Source organism: Pseudofrankia sp. DC12 (assembly GCF_000966285.1).
In the GTDB taxonomy this organism is placed as follows: domain Bacteria; phylum Actinomycetota; class Actinomycetes; order Frankiales; family Frankiaceae; genus Pseudofrankia.
Genome location: NZ_KQ031391.1, coordinates 1,845,930 through 1,861,932 on the forward strand (window position 1 = coordinate 1,845,930; position 16,003 = coordinate 1,861,932).

The window sequence follows — 16,003 nt, forward strand, 5'->3', positions numbered from 1 at the left end:
CGACGGACGGAGCGGCCCGCGGGCGCTCCGCGCCCGTTCGGGCCGCTCCGCCCTAGAGCTCGGCCTTCGTAAGCTCCTCGACGTTGACGTCCTTGAAGGTCACAACCCGGACGTTCTTCACGAAACGGGCAGGGCGGAACATGTCCCACACCCAGGCGTCCCGCAGCGACAGCTCGAAGAAGACCTCGCCGTCGGCGGTGTTACGCACCTCGATCTTGTACTCGTTCGCGAGGTAGAAGCGGCGTTCGGTCTCGATGACGTACGAGAAGAGCCCGACCACGTCCCGGTACTCGCGATAGAGCTGGAGCTCCATCTCGGTCTCGTACTTCTCGAGGTCCTCGGCGCTCATGCGGTCTCCGTCGCGCCGTGCCGGCCGGCCATTGTCACGGTCTCCTCCAGCCGCGCCGTTCGTTCGTCCCCGTCCCGGACTATCAGGGACTGGACGTTGGCATACGAGAGGCGGTGCTCCTCGCACGGCCCGTGTCTCGCCAGTGCCGCGGCATGCGCCGCGGTGACGTATCCCTTGTGCTGCGCGAAATCGTACTCGCCGTAGCGCTCGTCCAGTTGACACATGATCCGGTCACGGGCCACCTTGGCGATCACCGAGGCTGCGGCGACGCAGGCCGCGACCCGGTCCCCCTTGCGCACCGCCAGCGACGGCGTGTCGATCCCGGGCACCGGAAACCCGTCGACAAGCACGTACCCCGGATGAATCGCCAGCCGGGCGACCGCGCGCCGCATGCCGGTCACGTTCATCACGTGCAGGCCGTGCCGGTCGATCTCGGCCGCCGGGATCACGACCACGGACCACGCCGAAGCCACGGCCAGTACGTCCTCGTAGACCTGCTCCCTGATCCGCTCGGTCAGTAGCTTCGAGTCGGCGAGCGCGGACAGCCGACCGGTGCGGCGCGGGTCCAGGATGGCGGCGGCGACGACCAGCGGCCCGGCGCAGGCTCCACGCCCCGCCTCATCGACGCCGGCCACCGGGCCGAGGCCGCGCCGCGCGAGCGCACGCTCGTAACCGAACAGGCCGCTGTCACGCCGGATGACAACGCCTGGCGGCCTCATCTGGAACGTTTCGACCACACCCGTCGACGGTCGGCCCGCGACCTGACAAGCCGACCGCGCCCGCCTCGCGTGCCGACGGCGAGCGCCAGCGCGCCGACCAACGGGACCGAGGCCGGCGTCCCCGCCGACAGCGAGTCCGCGCCGTAGCCGCCGACGCCCGGAACGGGCCCGCTGGCGGAGGGGACGCCGTGGAAGGTTCCGGGCGTCGTCAGGAAGCCGGACCGGCTGAGCGGCCAGACCCGGACGAACGCCCGGCCGACGACCGCGCTCGTCGGGATCGTGCCGTTGGCGCGCGAGTCGGATGAGGCGCTGCGATGGTCACCCATGACCCACAGCTGACCCTTGGGAACCTTGACCGGCCCAAACGGCTGGACGTCGTTCTCGAAGAGATAGCCCTCGTCGAGCGCCTTGCCGTTCACCATCACCCGGCCCTGCGGATCACAGCAGGCGACGGTGTCACCGCCGACACCGATGACCCGCTTGATGAAGTCCTTGTCGCTCGGCGCGCCGAGGCCGAGCAGGTCCTGGACGCCACGGACGAACCTGCTGAAGCCGTTCGAGGGCGGCGCGATCATCGTCTCGTGGCTCTGGAAGCCGGTGCCGTCGCCGTTGAACACCACGATGTCGCCGCGATGGACCGACCGGAAGTGATAGACGACCTTGTTCACGAGCACCCGGTCGTTGATCAGCAGCGTTCGTTCCATCGACTCGGACGGAATCCAGAACGCCTGAACCAACAGGGCCTTGATGAGCAGCGCGAGGACGAACGCGATCAGTACGAGCACGGGAAGCTCGCGCAGAAAGGATCCCCGCTGCTCACGGCCGTCGCCCCCGCCGGACCTGCCTCGCCGGCCCAGCAGACGTCGGCCGGTGGCGGGTGGGGTTTCGCCGGACCCGGATTCGTCGGTGTCGACGTCATCCGTCGGGACGTCGCTCTCCCAGGGGCCACGCCCGGCCGTGCGGCCGGCGGCCGGCGGGGCCGCATGCCGGGGCCCGGTCGCCGGTGACCAGCCACCGGCCCGGCCGGAGCCCGCGGGCAGCGCGCCGCCGACGTCAGCCGGGTCTGGTGTGCCCTGCTCGGACGAGCTCACTACGCCACCTCACGTTGTGGTCCTCGCCGGTTCGCGAGGCTCCGGCGCCGCGCCTAGCCGGCTCGACATCCACCGACGCACCCGTTGTGAGCGGCAGCCGTAGCCAGACCCCTCCCGGCGACGCTGGATCACAACCCGTCTATCTTCGCCCATCGACCCGACGGCCGCAGGCAGGCACCCGCCCTCGCCGCGCCGCCGGTGTGTCGGCGTTGTGCTGTCGCGTAGCTCAGCAAAAGGCGTGGGCACCACCATGCGGTGATGCCCACGCCTCATGCGCCAGACAGTGGGCCGGGATGACCCGGTTGCCTACCGCTTTTCCTTGATCTTGGCGGCCTTGCCGCGCAGGTCACGCAGGTAGTAGAGCTTCGCCCGGCGGACGTCGCCGCGGGTGACGACCTCGATCTTCTGAACGATCGGGCTGTGCACCGGGAACGTACGCTCCACACCGACGCCGAAGCTGACCTTGCGGACGGTGAACGTCTCCCGCAGGCCGTCACCCTGGCGACGGATCACAGCGCCCTGGAAGACCTGGATGCGCTGGCGGTTGCCCTCGACCACGCGGACGTGGACCTTGAGGTTGTCGCCCGGACGGAACTCGGGCACGTCGGTCCTCAGCGACTCGGCGTCGAGGCTGTCCAGGGTTTGCATGGCAGTCGCTTCCTCAGTGGTGACAGGCACTCAGTGGTGGCTGTGGGTCTATGGCACCGCGCGTCCGTGGGTGACGCCGATCAACAGGTGACCAGCGGGGCCGGGCGGATCAGGAACGCATCCTTGAACCAAGGCCCTCGCGGCGGGCCGCGCCTACGGCGGCGAACCCGTCCCGATCGTGCGGTCCCCCGGTCATGCAGGTCCTCGATCGCGAAGGTCCCCGATCCGCAGGTCCCCGATCCGCAGGTACTCGAGAGCGGGGGCCAGAGGGCTCGTCCGTCGGCCACGGACCGACGGACACTGCATCCTACTGTGCCACACGGACCGCCCGACGCGTCGCGCCGGCCCGGTCAGGTCACGCCGAGGGCTCGGCCAACGCCGCCGCGACGACCGCCTCATCCCGGCGGTCCAGGTCCATCGCGGCCAGCAGGTCGGGGCGGCGCCGAGCGGTCCGCCGAAGCGCCTCGTCGCGCCGCCAGCGGGCGATCGCACCGTGGTCACCGGACAGCAGCACCTCGGGGACGCGCCGCCCCGCCCAGTCCGGCGGCCGGGTGTAGACCGGCCCTTCGAGCAGGCCGTGGGCGAACGAGTCGTCGGTGATCGACTCCGCGTTGCCGACGGCGCCCGGCAGCAGCCGGGCGATCGCCTCCAGCATGACGAGGGTCGCGACCTCGCCGCCGGACAGCACATAGTCGCCAATCGAGATCTCGTCGTCCGCCCAGGCGTCGATCACCCTGGCGTCGATGCCCTCGTACCGGCCGCAGCAGAAGACGAGCCACGGGGCCGCCGCGAGCTCGGCCGCGTAGGCCTGCGAGAAGGGCCGGCCGGTAGGCGTCGGAACGATGACCCTCGGCCGGGGCGCCGGTCCGTCTGAGCCCGCGATGGCGGTCAACGCCGCGTCCCACGGGTCCGGGCGCATGACCATGCCGGGCCCGCCGCCGTAGGGCGTGTCGTCCACGGTCCGGTGCCGGTCGGTCGTCCAGTCCCGAAGGTCGTGGCCGTTGATCTCCAGCATGCCGCGGTCGCGGGCCTTGCCCAGCAGGGACAGCCGAAGTGGCTCCAGGTAGGCCGGAAAGATCGTCACCACGTCGACCCGCATGCCGGCGCCAGTCCTTCCGCGTCGATCCGCTAGTCGAGGTCGAGCAGGCCGGGCGGGGCGTCGACGACGAGCAGCCCGCCGGCCCGGTCGACCGTCGGGACGATGTCGCGGACGAACGGCACCAGGTGCTCACCACCGCCCGGCTTACCGATCGCGAGCAGCTCACCGGCCGCGGTGTGCACCACGTCGGTGACCTCGCCGAGCGGACTCCCGTCCGGGGTGACGGCACGCAGACCGACGAGGTCGCGGTCCCACCAGAACTCGCCGCCCTCGTCAGCTTCGTCCGGGTCGACGGCGTCGCCGGCCCGCTCCGCGTCGATGGTCAGCACCGCACCGCGCAGCGACTCGGCCCCGTTCCGGTCCGCCACGCCCTCGAAGCGGACGAGCAGCCGACCGGAATGCCAACGGGCGTCCTCGACGACGAGGCCGGGGCCGCCGCCGGAGCGATCCAGCTTCTCCCCCGCGGCGAACCGCCGGTCGGGCACATCGGTCCGGACCTCGACGGTCACGTCACCGCGCACACCGTGCGGTTTCCCGACTCGGCCGACGACGATGGGCTCACCCATCGGACGGTCCGGTCCAGCGCGCAGGCTCGGTCGCCGCGGCCCGAGGCCGAGCGGAACTCGACCTCGGGTGTCCGGAACCGGGGACCCCGAAGGATCCGGGCCGGCAGACGTCCACAAGCGGCATCCGCCGACCAGACCTGGCCGGCGGTGCCAACGGGGAGACGGCCGAGGGGCGGCGAGCCAAGGCAGCCGCCCGGGTCACCGATCGACGTCGACGACGTCGACGCGCAGGCCCCGGCCGCCCACTCCGGCCATCACGGTGCGCAGGGCGCGGGCAGTCCGGCCGCGGCGGCCGATCACCTTGCCGAGGTCCTCGGGATTTACCCGGACCTCGAGGGTGCGACCGCGGCGGTTGGAGAGCAGGTCCACCCGGACGTCGTCCGGATGGTCCACGATGCCTCGAACGAGGTGTTCGAGCGCGGCCTCCAGCACCTACTACTCCGCAGCCGGGGTCTCGTCGCCCTCGGCGGCAGCCTTGCCGCCCTTCTTCTTCGGCGTGGTCGCCGGCTTCTCCTCGAGCCCGGCGGCCTCGCGCGCGGCAGCCTGGAAGATCTCCTTACGGCTGACCTTCGGGGCCGCGACCTTCATCGGCTCGGGCGCCGGCAGGCCCTTGAACTTCTGCCAGTCACCGGTGACCTTGAGGATGGCAAGCACCGGCTCGGTCGGCTGGGCGCCGACAGACAACCAGTGAGCCGCCCGCTCGCCGTCCACGATGATCGTGCTCGGCTCGTCCTTGGGGTGGTACTGGCCGATGGCCTCGATGACTCGCCCGTCCCGCTTGGTACGGGCGTCGGCGATGACGATGCGGTAGTGCGGCTCACGCATCTTGCCGGTACGCTGCAGCTTGATCTTGGTAGCCACGGTTGTTGAAAAGCTCCATTGCTTGAGGGGCCGCGGGACTCGCGGCGCGATACTCCGGGGGTCGCCCCTCGGCCAGACCTCACGATCCGGGAGCTGACCCTGGGTCTGCCGCCTGCGGAGGTCAGCGGCAAGCCGGCCCGGGCAAACCTATAACGAACAGCTCGCGCCTACAGTCTGCCAGATCGCCGGCGCAATGGGCCGCCGGCTCCCTCGCGGCCGGCGCCCAGCACGGCTGGCCAGGCGGGCGAAAACGGCGATCAAGTGCCCGCGCCCACCAGCGGCAGGCTGGCAGGGCGGGGCAGCAGGCGCGCAGCGCCCGCTGACAACCGAGCCGAGCCTCCACGCCGAACACCGGGAGCCGACCGGGAACTCGACCCCCATGAAGGCTCGCCTCAGCCTTTCACGCCACCGACCAACAAGGCTTGGTCGGGCGCTCAGCGCCCGACCGGGCGTTTGGGCAGAGGGCGCTCAGCGCCCTTTCTGCCCAAACGCCCCTGGCTTGAGCAGGGCACTCAGGTCGACGTCGCCGAGGTCGCTGGGGGGTGGGCCGGCGGGGAGGCCACCGAGGCCGGGAGCCCCGCCGCCGGGCTGCTTGTTCTTCGCCTGGGCCGCCTGAGCGGCGCGCGCCGCCGGGTTGCCCTTCTTGCTCGCGCCCTTGCCCTTCTTCGTCTGCTTACGGGCCTGGGCGCCCTTGCCACGGCCCATACCGGGGAAACCCGCGCCGCCCGCCATCTGGCGCATCATCTTGCGCGCCTCGGCGAACCGGTCGAGCAACTGGTTGACCTCGGTCACGGTCACGCCGGAACCGCGGGCGACCCGCTCCTTGCGGGTCTTCTGCAGGATGCCCGGATCACGCCGCTCGCCCGGCGTCATCGACCGGATGATGGCGACGACCCGGTTGACGTCCCGGTCGTCTACCTGCGCCAGCTGTTCCTTCATCTGGCCCATACCGGGCAGCATCCCGAGCAGGTTGCCGATCGGCCCGAGTTTCTGGACCTGGAGCATCTGGTTGAGGAAGTCCTCGAGGGTGAACTCCGACGCGGCCATCTTCCGCGCCATCTCTTCGGCTTCCGACTGATCGAAGGCCTGCTCGGCCTGCTCGATCAGGGTCAGCACGTCACCCATGCCGAGGATGCGCGACGCCATCCGCTCGGGGTGGAAGACGTCGAAGTCGCCGAGCGCCTCGCCGGTCGAGGCGAACATGATCGGCCGGCCGGTCACATGAGCGACCGACAAGGCGGCGCCGCCGCGGGCGTCGCCGTCGAGCTTGGTCAGCACCACGCCGCTGAAGCCGACGCCGTCGAGGAAGGCCATCGCCGTGGAGACGGCGTCCTGGCCGACCATCGCGTCGACGACGAAGAGGATCTCGTCGGGCTTGACGACGTCCCGGATATCGGCCGCCTGCTCCATCAGTTCCTGGTCGACGCCGAGGCGCCCGGCGGTGTCGACCACCACCACGTCGAACACATTGCGGCGGGCGTGCGCGATCGCGTCGCGGGCGACGGCGACCGGGTCACCGATCCCGTTGCCCGGCTCCGGCGCGAACACCTCGACCCCGGCGCGCGCACCGACCACCTGCAGCTGGTTGACGGCGTTCGGGCGCTGCAGGTCGGCGGCGACCAGCATCGGGGTGTGGCCCTGCTTCTTCAGCCACATTCCGAGCTTGCCGGCGAGCGTCGTCTTTCCGGTGCCCTGGAGGCCCGCGAGCAGGATGACCGTCGGGGGCGTCTTGGCGAGCCGGATGTTCGCCGTCTGGCCACCGAGGATGCCGACGAGCTCCTCGTTGACGATCTTGATGACCTGCTGGGCCGGGTTCAGCGCCTGGCTGACCTCGACGCCGCGAGCCCGCTCCTTGATCGCGGCGACGAAGGCGCGCACGACCGGCAGCGCGACGTCGGCCTCGAGCAGCGCGACCCGGATCTCGCGCGCGGTCGCGTCGATGTCGGCCTCGGACAGCCGGCCCCGGCCGCGCAGCGACTTGAAGACCGTCTCGAGTCGGCTGGACAGGGTGTCGAACACGCGCACACTCCGGAATCACGGGCCCGCGCTGGGACGCGTCGGGTTGCCGAGGGTCGGGCCACCGAGGGTAGGGCTTGCCGCCGTCCACCCGCCGACCCCGGCACCGCCAGCGCGCGCGGACCGCGGGCAGGCCCCGGGCTGGAGCTCAGGCGGGGCCTCGGACAACATCGGAACGGACAGTCCTAGGGTACGCACCCAGACCAACGCTCGCCCCGACAGTCGGCCCGAACGACCTCGGCCGGCCAAGCCAGAAGAATCCGACCACGGCCCAGGCCCTGGCTTGGCCCTCCGCGGCTGTCCGCGGTCCGGCGAGGTATGCCGCACGGACCCGGACCTGGCGGGTGATCGCCAGCCGGGTCCGCCCTCTTCGTTGAGGAGGGCGGAACACCTCGCCGGACGCTGGTGTCCCGTCGCGGGCAGGGCCACGGGACGGGATCCTGGCGGAGGCACGTGGCGCGGTCAGCAGGCCAAAGAAGACCGCCGGAAAATGCTAGATCGGGTTGCCTGCCGATGGAAAGCCCCATCGGCACGTCGGCGTGTCCCAGGACACATCCGTCTTATCGGTCGCGGAGCACCCAAGACAGGCGTGCAGCGCGTCGCGTCCGGGCTATCGGACGGGGTCACCGAGTAGCGCGTCGACGAAGCCCTCGGGCTCGAAGGGCGCGAGATCATCCGGGCCCTCGCCGAGCCCGACCAGCTTCACCGGAACACCCAGCTCCCGCTGCACCGCGATCACGATACCGCCCTTCGCGGTGCCATCGAGCTTCGTGAGCGCGACGCCGGTGATGTCGACGGCCTCGGTGAAGACCCGCGCCTGGGTCAGCGCGTTCTGCCCGGTGGTCGCGTCGAGGACGAGGATCACCTCGTCGACCGGGCTCTGCTTGGTGACGACTCGTTTGATCTTCGAGAGCTCGTCCATCAGGCCCACTTTGGTGTGCAGCCGGCCAGCCGTGTCGATCAGGACGACGTCGGCGCCGTCCGCGATCCCGCGCTTGACCGCGTCGAAGGCGACCGACGCCGGGTCGCCCCCCTCGGCCCCGCGCACGGTGACGGCGCCGACCCGGCCGCCCCAGGTCTCCAGCTGGTCCGCCGCAGCCGCGCGGAACGTGTCGGCGGCGCCGAGCACGACGGACTTCCCGTCGGCGACCAACAGCCGGGCGATCTTGCCGCAGGTGGTGGTCTTGCCGGTCCCGTTGACGCCGACGACGAGGAGAACACCCGGCCGGCCGTCGGCGGCCATGCGCAGCGACCGGTCGGCGGTCGTGCCGATCTGGGCGAGCAGCTCGTCGCGCAGCATGTCCCGCACGTCCGACCAGCTGCGCGCGCCGAGCACCGCGGTGCGTTCCTTGAGCGCCGCCACGAGCTCACTCGTGGCGGCGACGCCTACGTCGGCGAGCAGCAAGGTCGACTCCACGTCTTCCCAGTCCTCGTCGGTCAGGTCGTCCCCCGACAGCAGCGCGAGCAGACCGCGCCCGAACGACGACTGCGAGCGGGCGAGCCGGGCCCGCAGCCGCACGAGCCGACCCGCCGACGGCGCCGGGATCTCGTGCGCCGGAGGCGCGGCCACGACCTCGACCTCGTCGGCCGCGGTGCGCGCGGCTGGCGCGGCCGGCCGCTCCAGCAGCCCGACACCGCCCGACGGCTCGCCGCCTGCCTGCTCGACGGCGGGTTTCTCGCCGGACGGCAGGGTCTCGGCACCGGCCCGGGTGCTTGGCAGCCGGCCGCGCCTACGCACGGCGTTCCCGACCAGCGCGCCAATCGTGGCGACCAGGACGACGGCGATCGCGATGATCAGGTAGACGTACTCCACAGCCCGATCCTTCCAGCCCCGGCAAGCCCGAGCCCGCCGGGGCACAAGCGCGGCGCGCGACCACTCACTGCAACCCGCAACCGATCAGCGCATCCCAGCCATGACGCCGACCATCGTGCATCCCCGGCCACAAGTCTCCGGGCAAGCCCCGAGCCAGGGTGGGAGGGCGCTCAGCGCCCGACGGTCGGGTGGCCGGAACGGGCGCTGAGCGCCCGTTCCGGCCACTCGTCCCTAAGCCGAGGCGCGCTCGCGGAGGCGCTGGCTGATCACCGTGGTCACGCCGTCGCCGCGCATCGACACCCCGTACAGCGCGTCCGCGATCTCCATCGTCCGCTTCTGGTGGGTGATGATGATCAGTTGGGACTTCTGCCGCAGGCCCTCGACGGCGTTCAGCAGCCGGCCCAGGTTGCGGTCGTCGAGCGCCGCCTCGACCTCGTCGAGCACGTAGAACGGCGAAGGCCGTGCCCGGAAGATCGCCAGCAGGAGAGCAAGCGCCGTGAGCGAGCGTTCCCCGCCGGACAGTAGCGACAGTCGCTTGACCTTCTTGCCCGGCGGACGGGCCTCGACCTCAATGCCGGTGGCCAGCATGTCCTCGGGATCGGTGAGCACCAGCCTGCCCTCACCGCCGGGGAACAGCGTGTCGAAGACGACTTCGAACTCACGTGCGGTGTCGTGGAACGCGGCCGCGAACACCTCGCGAACCCGCGAGTCGACCTCGTCGACGACCAGCAGCAGGTCACGGCGGGTGTTCTTGATGTCGTCCAGCTGGGCCGAGAGGAACGCGGCCCGCTCCTGCAGCGCCTCGAACTCCTCCAGCGCCAGCGGGTTGATCCTCCCGAGCCGGGTCAGCTGCTTCTCGGCCGTCGCGAGCCGCGCCGACTGCTCGGCCCGGTCGTAGGGCCGCTGTGCGCCGCCCTCCTCGTCTGGCGGAACCGGCAGTTCTGGGCCGTACTCCGCGACCAGGTCGTCGGCGGCGATGCCGTGCTCCTCCAGCGCCTTGGCCTCCAGGGCCTCGGAGCGCAGCCGCTTGGCCTCGCGGGCCAACTCGTCGCGGTGCGCCTCGTCCCGCAGTGCGGCGAGCGCCGTCGCATAGGCGCGGACCCGGTCGCGGACGCCGGAAAGCTCGGTGTCGGTGGCCCGCCGGGCCGCGTCGGTCCGTTCCCGTTCCGCGGCGGCACCGGCCAGCGACGTCTCGCAGGCCGCGAGCGCGTCCTGCGCGACCTCGGCGACCGAGGAAGCAATCTTGGCCTGCTGCTCGCGCAGCGCCCGGGTCCGGGCGGCGGCCGCGCGGGCGGCTCGTTCCTGCCCGGCCTGGCGGACAAGCGCGTCCGCCCGGCCGGCGAGGCCACGGGCCCGCTCCTCGGCGGTACGCACCGCGAGCCGGGCCTCGACCTCCTCGCCGCGCACGGCGGCGGTCGCGGCGACCAGCCGGTCCCGCTCGTCCGCGGGACGGTCCTCCCCGTCCGGCTCGTCGTCGCTCGCCGACAGTTGGGCCTCGAGCTCCCCGAGCGCGCCATACGCCTGGTCGCGGGCGGCCTCGGCGGCGAGTCGGTTGCGTTCCAGCCGGCTGATCTCACCCGCGACGGAGCCACGCCCCCGGTCCAGCTGGGCGAGCTGCTCCGCCAGTGCCCGGTGACGGGCGTTCGCGGCCGAGCGGCCGGAGCTGGCCGCGTCGATCGCGGCCCGCGTCCTGGCGACCTCCTCGCGGGCGGGCTCCATAGCGCCGCGCGCGGCGTCGGCCCTGGCCGCCGCCGTGTCCATCGCGCCCGCTGCCTCGTCGGCGGCGGCGGCGAGCTCCAGCAGCGACGGCGCGTGCGCGCTGCCGCCGATGGCTGCGGGCGGGCCCAGCACGTCCCCGTCGCGGGTGACCATGGCGAGAGCGGGGCGCAGCCCGGCGAGCTTCGCGGCGTCGGAAAGGTCGTCGACGACGACCACCGCGCCGAGGATGGCGGCGACGGCCGGAGCGAACCGCTCGTCCACCACCCGGACCAGGTCGAGCGCGGCGACCGCCCCCGACGGCAGCTCCGTCGGCCGACTCGGGGCGGGCGGCGCCGGCGACGCGGGCACGAACGCGGCCCGGCCCGCCTCAGCGGACCGCAGCCAGCGCAGCGCAGTGACGACGTCGTCGACGGACCCGACGGCGAGCGCGTCGGCCGCCTGGCCGAGCGCGGCGGCGATCGCCACCTCCGCTCCGGGGGTGACCGCGAGAATGGTCGCGAGCCGGCCGACGACCTGGATCGGCGTGTCGGGCGGGGCCGGGGCCGGGGCCACAACCTTGCCTTTGGCCGCTTTGCCCCCGCTGCCCGGCTTGCCGGACGCGGCCTTGTCCGGCCCGCTCCCCTCCGGGCCCTCGGCCGCACCCGGTCCGGAGGTGGCGGTGAGCAGCGCGGCCGCGCCGTCCGCCGGCGAGAGCGACAGCGACAGCGCCTCCCGGCGGGCCGCGGCCGACGCGCGGTCCCGGTCCGCAGCCCGTTCGGCCGAGCGCAGCGCCTCCAGCCGCTCGTTCGCGGCGGTGTGCAGGACCACGGCCGACTCGTGCCGTTCGGCCAGTTCCTCCCGCTCGGCCTCGATCCGGGCGAGCTCGGTGTCCAGGGCGGTACGGGAGCCGCTCGCCTCGGCGTCGCGTGCCTGCGCCGCGTCCAGGGCCTCGGTCAGCCGGACGATGTCCGCCTCGGCGGAGCCAGCCCGAGAGCGGGCGGCCTCGACCTTGCCGGCGAGCCGGGCGATGCCCTCCCGCCGGGCGGCGGCCGCGCGGCTGGCGGCCAGGAGCGCCTGCTCCTCGGCGGCGAGCGCACGTTCGAGCTCGGCCCGCCGGTCGATGACGTCGGCCTGCGTGTCGCGATCCCGGTCGAGGCGGACGAGCAGCGCCGCCTCCCGCTCCCGGACGGCCGCGGCCTCCTGCTCCAGCTCTTCCGGGTCACGCCCGCCGCGGGCGGCCTGGGCGCCGGCCCGCAGCAGCCGGGCCCGCTCGGAGGCGAGCTGGCCGGTACCGCGCAGGCGCTCGCGCACGCCCGACAGGGCGTACCAGGTCTCCTGCGCGGCTGCGGCCCGCGGGACCAGCCGGGCCAGCTCCTGCTCCAGCGCGCCTTCCCGCTCGACGGCGGCGGCGTGGGCGCCCTCGGTCTCGGTGAGCTTGGCCCGGACGGTCTCCTCATCGGCGATGTCCGCGGCGAGCTCCACCCGGGCGGTGACCAGGTCGTCGGCGAGCAGCCGCAGCCGGGCGTCGCGCAGGCTGGCCTGGATGGCGCCGGCCTTGCGGGCGATCTCGGCCTGCCGGCCGAGCGGGCCGAGCTGGCGGCGCAGCTCGGCGGACAGGTCGGACAGCCGGGTCAGGTTGGCCGCCATCGCCTCCAGCTTGCGCAGCGCCTTCTCTTTGCGCTTGCGGTGCTTCAGGACGCCGGCCGCCTCCTCGATGAACGCGCGGCGTTCCTCGGGACTCGCGTGCAGCACCGCGTCGAGCTGGCCCTGGCCGACGATGACGTGCAGCTCGCGCCCGATGCCCGAGTCGCTCATCAGCTCCTGGATGTCCAGCAGCCGGCAGGACGTGCCGTTGATCGTGTACTCGCTCTGGCCGCTGCGGAACATCAGCCGGCCGACGGTGACCTCGCTGTACGCGATCGGCAGCGCACCGTCGGAGTTGTCGATCGTGAGCAGCACCTCGGCACGACCGAGCGCCGGGCGCGAGGGGGTGCCGGCGAAGATGACGTCCGACATCGTGCCGCCGCGCAGTGCCTTCGCGCCCTGCTCGCCGAGGACCCACGCCATCGCGTCGACGACATTGCTCTTGCCCGAGCCGTTCGGGCCCACGACGCAGGTGATCCCGGGTTCGAGGCGCAGCGTGGTCGAACTCGCGAAGGACTTGAAGCCCCGCAGTGTCAGGCTCTTGAGGTACACGGATCTCCGCGGCGATGGCGACGGTCGTGACGGGCGGCGCGACCGGCACGGAGCGCGACGTAGGTCGCTGCCCCGCGGCGAACCCGGCACGCCGGGCGACGAGGTGACCGGTTGGGGACCAACCGGGCCAGCGCCGCCGGTAGCGGGTTTCCGAGCCGCGGGCCCACGATATCCGCGAACTCACTGTCACGAACAGGACACGCCGCTGCGCGTGAAGTGGAGACAGAACGCGATAGTGTGCGCGAGACCACCACTCGGACCTCGACGCCCCACTAGTCGCCGGACACAGTGGGGGCGATCCCCAACACGCCGCCGAAAAAACGTGCCAAGACCAACGGAACCCGGCATTATCTAGCGAACCGTCGATGACCAGGGGCCGAACACGATCTGACCTGGCAGGGAAGAGTTGTGGGACCTGTGGGTGTTGGCGGTCGGCAACAAGGTATGACCCAGCCGGGGAGGGTACCTCCGGACGGACCACCGCTGGCGACGGGAGGCCAACGAGCAGACCACTCCCAACCTGCTTCCGGCAGGCCAAGCTGAACCCCTGGACGCGACGGCCCCGCAGGGCGAAGTCCACGAGTCAGGGGGCGAGAGCGGAACGCATCCAGGGACTGGACGGTCCACCGCCCGATGTCGATAGAGACCGACTCGACCACGTGTCGGTCTGATCGCGGGCGCGGCCCAGCGCCGTGCCCGCCTGGCTACCGGCCAGAGCCGGAGCGCCAAGCGGAACCTTCCACGTTGAAACGGACCTACGCCCGTCGGAATGGAAGGAAGGCAGGCCGACGTCTCTGGTCGCCGAAGGACGCCGCCCACGTCGAGGCCTGACGATGCAGGGCGGCTCGCCGCCCGATCGAGAGATCCCGGCCTCGGAGCAGAGGGTCTTTCGCGAGACGACTGAGTCAGTGGTCCAGCCTGCCAGCCAGAGCGGCAAGCAGGCGATCCGCCGCTCAGATCAGGTCAGGACGGGCTCTGCTTCCAGCTCGCGGACGTCCTCCGGGACGTCAACGCCAACGAGCGCGTCGTTGACGGCACGCGTACGGGCAAGCTCAGCCTCGAGCTCGGCTACGCGGGCACGCAGCCGACGTACCTCGTACGAGAGCCGGAGGTCGTTGCCGGAGCCGACGTGGCCGAAAAGGGCCTTCGCCATGGTGATGGTCCTCCACGATGAGTGACCTTGCGGGGTGTTGGGCGCGACAAAACCGGGACGAATCCCAGTCAGGCCGTCCCCGTCCAACCATCGGTGCAACTCCACCTCTGGTCTGCTCCTCCGATGCGCGTCAACTCGTGCCGCACACGTGGGCGGAGTACGCCCCAAAGAATGCCCTAAGCCTCTCACACCCCGTCACCGAAAGTCAAGAGCATGCCACGGCTGGGGCCCGTAGCCCTGCGACACCGGCAACCTCGGCCCCGATCCGGGGTTGCCGTCAGACCTGTCCGACCAGGTCATCGGGGGTGCAGCCGGCTCAGCGGCGGACAAATCCGGCCAGCCCGCCCGTGGCCGGACCGATCACGTGTTCTACCCGGTCCGTCCGCCCCGGGGTGTGTCCGGTTACTAGGAGTTCCAGCAGTGCGCGGCAGGCCTCGGCCGGGCCCTCTGCGATCACGTCGACGCCTCCATCCGGACGGTTGGTCGCCGAGCCGACCAGCCCGAGCCGCCGGCCCTTCGTACGTACGTAGTCCCGGAAACCGACGCCCTGCACCAGGCCGAACACGGATGCGGTCAGCCGGACCGCCTCGGTCGACCCGGCCGAGGCCGCGTCCGCTGTGTCCGACGTCGCGCTTTGGCTGGGCCGCGTCGGCTTCTGAGGAAGGTCATTCATCGGCACGGTAGGGTACTGAGCCATCGTGAACACGACATCCTTCCTCCCCAACAGCCTGGTCCGGCGTGCCGCGCGGCCCGCCCGGCTCGGCCGACGTGCCGCCGCTGCGGCCGTCACCGTCGGTGCTCTCAGCTCGGCGCTGTTGCTTGCCGGCTGCGGGCAGAACTTCTCCCAGGACGGCGGCGCCGTCCCGGTACCGAAGGCGACCATCCAGAACGGGCCGCCGGCCACGCCGTACGGCAACCCGAACGCCGTATCCGCGCCGACCGACGGCTACGCGCCGCCGCACACCGCCGGCCCGACCCAGACCGGCGCGCCGAACCTCCCCGGCGGCAAGATCGACTGAGGCGGTCTCGCCTCGCATTCGTCAGCTGAGGGCTCTGCGGGCTGGCGTCGCGCCGACATGGGACTGGGTGCCCAGGTCTGCGCGCTGGCCGGCGTCGAAACCGGCGCGCCCGCCGGAGCCGGAGAGCTGGCGGCCCCGAGCGGAGCGCAGGCGCGGGTAGACGCTGGCGAGGTGCTCGTCGACCCGGGCCGACCGGTCCGCGAGCACCAACGCGACCGACGTGCCCGGTTGGGCCGCCGGCTCGGCCGCTGACCGCGCCGCCTGTTCCGCGGCGGTCAGCCGCTGACGCACCGCGACCGCGAACCCGGCCATCCAGGACCGGCGGAACGCCCGCGCGTCCTCCCACGGCGGCGGGACCGCCACGGCCAGCCCGTGCGCCTGCTGCACCAGCAGCGAGGTGAACAGCAGCTGCGCCCTGGTCAGGTCGGCGTCCATGCCGAACAGGTGCGCGCAGTGCCCGGTGGCACCGCCGCGTCGCTCGGTGCGGTGCACCAGCCGGCAGCCCAGCGGCGCCACGATGCTGGCCAGCAGAGTGATCTTGTCCCGTGCGTAGGGCGGATGCACCTCCAGCACGAGGTCCGCCGCGGCCACCCGAGCCGGCCCGGCCTCCTCGACCAGCGCCCGGTCGATCCCGTACTGCGCGATCAGCTCGGCGGCCTTCGCGTTGTACGTCTCGCGGGCCGCGTCGGTCAGCCCCTCGGCCTCGGCCATCGCGAGAAGCTTGCGCACCCGTCCCAGCAGGGCATCCGAGTTCATGGGGTGTCTCCTTCGTTGC

The 16,003-nt window shown here is 72.2% G+C and carries 15 protein-coding genes; 1 reads left to right on the top strand and 14 read right to left on the bottom strand.

All coding sequences use genetic code 11. The annotated features are described in order from the left end of the window. Positions 1-52: 52 nt before the first annotated feature. The 13 genes from FRADC12_RS07430 to FRADC12_RS07490 form a co-directional block, all read right to left on the bottom strand. Positions 53-349: a DUF2469 domain-containing protein gene (locus FRADC12_RS07430; RefSeq protein ID WP_013422268.1), complete on the bottom strand. Its 297-nt coding sequence runs from the start codon at positions 347-349 to the stop codon at positions 53-55. After that, positions 346-1,068 (bottom strand): ribonuclease HII, encoded by a 723-nt coding sequence (locus FRADC12_RS07435; RefSeq protein ID WP_045876100.1) that lies wholly within the window; start codon positions 1,066-1,068, stop codon positions 346-348. The genes FRADC12_RS07430 and FRADC12_RS07435 overlap by 4 nt, the downstream gene beginning before the upstream one ends. Further along, positions 1,065-2,159 carry a signal peptidase I gene (lepB, locus tag FRADC12_RS07440; RefSeq protein ID WP_045876101.1) on the bottom strand — a complete coding sequence of 365 codons (1,095 nt, stop codon included), beginning with the start codon at positions 2,157-2,159 and terminating at the stop codon, positions 1,065-1,067. The genes FRADC12_RS07435 and lepB overlap by 4 nt, the downstream gene beginning before the upstream one ends. 306 nt (positions 2,160-2,465) lie before the next feature. After that, on the bottom strand, positions 2,466-2,807 hold the full coding sequence (gene rplS, locus FRADC12_RS07445; protein WP_013422265.1) for a 50S ribosomal protein L19: 342 nt from the start codon (positions 2,805-2,807) through the stop codon (positions 2,466-2,468). Positions 2,808-3,162: 355 nt separating this feature from the next. Further along, positions 3,163-3,906, bottom strand: coding sequence for a tRNA (guanosine(37)-N1)-methyltransferase TrmD (trmD, locus tag FRADC12_RS07450; RefSeq protein ID WP_045876102.1), 744 nt, complete (start codon positions 3,904-3,906; stop codon positions 3,163-3,165). Between the two features lie 29 nt (positions 3,907-3,935). Continuing rightward, complete coding sequence (rimM, locus tag FRADC12_RS07455; RefSeq protein WP_045876103.1) at positions 3,936-4,472, bottom strand: ribosome maturation factor RimM; 537 nt, start codon at positions 4,470-4,472, stop codon at positions 3,936-3,938. 198 nt (positions 4,473-4,670) lie between these two features. Then, positions 4,671-4,904: an RNA-binding protein gene (locus FRADC12_RS07460; RefSeq protein ID WP_045876104.1), complete on the bottom strand. Its 234-nt coding sequence runs from the start codon at positions 4,902-4,904 to the stop codon at positions 4,671-4,673. A 3-nt stretch (positions 4,905-4,907) separates the two neighbouring features. Further along, the gene (gene rpsP / locus FRADC12_RS07465) at positions 4,908-5,333 is read right to left on the bottom strand and encodes a 30S ribosomal protein S16 (protein WP_045876105.1); all 426 of its coding nucleotides are present in this window, start codon (positions 5,331-5,333) and stop codon (positions 4,908-4,910) included. Between the two features lie 468 nt (positions 5,334-5,801). Beyond that, positions 5,802-7,352 (bottom strand): signal recognition particle protein, encoded by a 1,551-nt coding sequence (gene ffh, locus FRADC12_RS07470; protein ID WP_045879220.1) that lies wholly within the window; start codon positions 7,350-7,352, stop codon positions 5,802-5,804. 607 nt (positions 7,353-7,959) lie between these two features. After that, positions 7,960-9,162 (bottom strand): signal recognition particle-docking protein FtsY, encoded by a 1,203-nt coding sequence (ftsY, locus tag FRADC12_RS07475; RefSeq protein WP_045876106.1) that lies wholly within the window; start codon positions 9,160-9,162, stop codon positions 7,960-7,962. A 231-nt stretch (positions 9,163-9,393) separates the two neighbouring features. Beyond that, positions 9,394-13,056, bottom strand: coding sequence for an SMC hinge domain-related protein (locus FRADC12_RS07480; RefSeq protein ID WP_045876107.1), 3,663 nt, complete (start codon positions 13,054-13,056; stop codon positions 9,394-9,396). A 958-nt stretch (positions 13,057-14,014) separates the two neighbouring features. Then, complete coding sequence (locus FRADC12_RS07485) at positions 14,015-14,209, bottom strand: hypothetical protein (protein WP_045876108.1); 195 nt, start codon at positions 14,207-14,209, stop codon at positions 14,015-14,017. Between the two features lie 316 nt (positions 14,210-14,525). Next, positions 14,526-14,906: an acylphosphatase gene (locus FRADC12_RS07490; protein WP_502685235.1), complete on the bottom strand. Its 381-nt coding sequence runs from the start codon at positions 14,904-14,906 to the stop codon at positions 14,526-14,528. 1 nt (position 14,907) lies between these two features. Between FRADC12_RS07490 and FRADC12_RS07495 the strand changes: the two genes are divergently transcribed. Beyond that, entirely contained in the window at positions 14,908-15,228 is a 321-nt protein-coding gene (locus FRADC12_RS07495) for a hypothetical protein (RefSeq protein ID WP_045876109.1), read from the top strand. A 21-nt stretch (positions 15,229-15,249) separates the two neighbouring features. On the opposite strand, the gene FRADC12_RS07500 is transcribed toward FRADC12_RS07495, so the two are convergent. Further along, positions 15,250-15,984 carry a DUF2786 domain-containing protein gene (locus FRADC12_RS07500; protein ID WP_045876110.1) on the bottom strand — a complete coding sequence of 245 codons (735 nt, stop codon included), beginning with the start codon at positions 15,982-15,984 and terminating at the stop codon, positions 15,250-15,252. Positions 15,985-16,003: the final 19 nt, after the last annotated feature.

Excerpts from the sequence above, each read along its gene's own strand:
- FRADC12_RS07430 (WP_013422268.1), bottom strand. The coding sequence starts at position 349 with ATGAGCGCCGAGGACCTCGAGAAGTACGAGACCGAGATGGAGCTCCAG.
- FRADC12_RS07500 (WP_045876110.1), bottom strand. The coding sequence starts at position 15,984 with ATGAACTCGGATGCCCTGCTGGGACGGGTGCGCAAGCTTCTCGCGATG.
- rimM (WP_045876103.1), bottom strand. The coding sequence starts at position 4,472 with ATGGGTGAGCCCATCGTCGTCGGCCGAGTCGGGAAACCGCACGGTGTG.
- FRADC12_RS07490 (WP_502685235.1), bottom strand. The coding sequence starts at position 14,906 with ATGGCTCAGTACCCTACCGTGCCGATGAATGACCTTCCTCAGAAGCCG.
- rplS (WP_013422265.1), bottom strand. The coding sequence starts at position 2,807 with ATGCAAACCCTGGACAGCCTCGACGCCGAGTCGCTGAGGACCGACGTG.
- FRADC12_RS07485 (WP_045876108.1), bottom strand. The coding sequence starts at position 14,209 with ATGGCGAAGGCCCTTTTCGGCCACGTCGGCTCCGGCAACGACCTCCGG.
- trmD (WP_045876102.1), bottom strand. The coding sequence starts at position 3,906 with ATGCGGGTCGACGTGGTGACGATCTTTCCGGCCTACCTGGAGCCACTT.
- FRADC12_RS07435 (WP_045876100.1), bottom strand. The coding sequence starts at position 1,068 with ATGAGGCCGCCAGGCGTTGTCATCCGGCGTGACAGCGGCCTGTTCGGT.